This window comes from Corynebacterium sp. HMSC06G04 (genome assembly GCF_001807365.1).
GTDB classification, from domain to species: domain Bacteria; phylum Actinomycetota; class Actinomycetes; order Mycobacteriales; family Mycobacteriaceae; genus Corynebacterium; species Corynebacterium simulans.
Genome location: NZ_KV788614.1, coordinates 1 through 1308, shown reverse-complemented (window position 1 = coordinate 1308; position 1308 = coordinate 1). Strand labels below are relative to the sequence as shown.

Annotated in this window: 1 protein-coding gene; it reads left to right on the top strand. The window is 53.3% G+C overall.

The genetic code is table 11. The features are described from left to right. Positions 1 to 51 precede the first annotated feature (51 nt). Positions 52 to 1286, top strand: a protein-coding gene (locus HMPREF3158_RS05925; protein ID WP_167315507.1) for an IS3 family transposase whose coding sequence is annotated in 2 segments (ribosomal slippage) — positions 52 to 340 and positions 340 to 1286 — 1236 coding nt in all. Because the reading frame shifts where the segments join, the coding sequence is not laid out codon by codon here. The last annotated feature ends 22 nt before the right edge of the window (positions 1287 to 1308 follow it).

The following is a 1308-nucleotide window of genomic DNA, read 5'->3' as shown; positions in this document are numbered from 1 at the left end:
CTGAAGTGTCCCAGGTTTTGTTCCGTCTGAGTAGATGGGAAAATCTGGAATATGCCAAGAAAATTTGACCAGGATGCGAAGGACCGTGTGGTCCGTCTTGTAGAGGACCGTATCTTGGCGGAAAATATGTCGATGCAAGCCGCGTGCAAGGCAGTAGCTCCAAAGTTGGGGGTTTCATGGCACACGGCTCGTCAGTGGACCCAGCAGGCCCGTCGTGCGGGAAGCATCCCAGAACCTGTGCCTGAAGACTTGGCCGCGGAAAACGCGAGGCTACGCCGTGAAAATCAAGAGCTACGCGACACCAATGAGCTACTGAAGGCTGCCTCGGCTTTTTTCGCGTCGGAACTCGACCCAAAACGTCGGAAATGATCCGGTTCATCGATGAGTATCGGGATCGTTTCTCCATCGAGTTCATTTGCGAGACGTTAAACACCCACCGTGTTGGCGGTTTCATCACGTCCCGTGGATACCGCCAATCAAAAGCCCGTGGTATGAGTGCCCGCAGTCTTCGTGACGCTGCTCTAGTCGCGCACATCGCCGAGGTCCATGAAGAAAATTTTGGCGTCTACGGCATCCGTAAGATGTGGCATACTCTGCGCCGTGAAGGAATCGACATTGGCCGTGAGCAGACCGCACGCCTGATGCGTCTTGCTGGAGTCAGAGGCAAAGGTAAAGGTAAGTCTCCTATTACTACCCGCAAGCCGAAGGGACCAGATCTGCGTCCTGATTTAGTTAATCGCAAGTTCAACGCCCCGGCACCGGCCCGATTGTGGGTGGCCGATATTACTTATGTGCGCACTAGAAAAGGATTCGTGTACACCGCTTTTGTTACCGACGTGTTCTCCCGAAGGATCGTCGGGTGGGCACTATCTGATTCAATGCGTACCGAGGCGCTGCCGCTGCAGGCGCTTAATCAGGCGATTGTCAGCGCGAAGGAAACAACGGGGCTGATTCATCATTCAGATCATGGCTCACAGTACGTCAGCATTGTCTACAACGAACGGCTGGCTGAGTATGGAATTGCTGCCTCTACCGGGACAGTAGGAGATTCCTATGACAATGCTTTGGCCGAAAACGTCAACGGTTCCTACAAAAATGAGCTGATTCATCGGCGGTCGTGGGACAGCGTGGTTGACGTGGAGATCGCGACGTTTGAATGGGTTAATTGGTGGAACGAGGTACGGCTTCACCAAAGTCTCGGCTATCGCACGCCAGCTGAGGTTGAGTCAGAGTTTTGGGAAACCAACCCAGCCCAAGAAATAATGGAAATCAAGGCAAATGCCTAGGAACAAAACCCGGGACACTTCA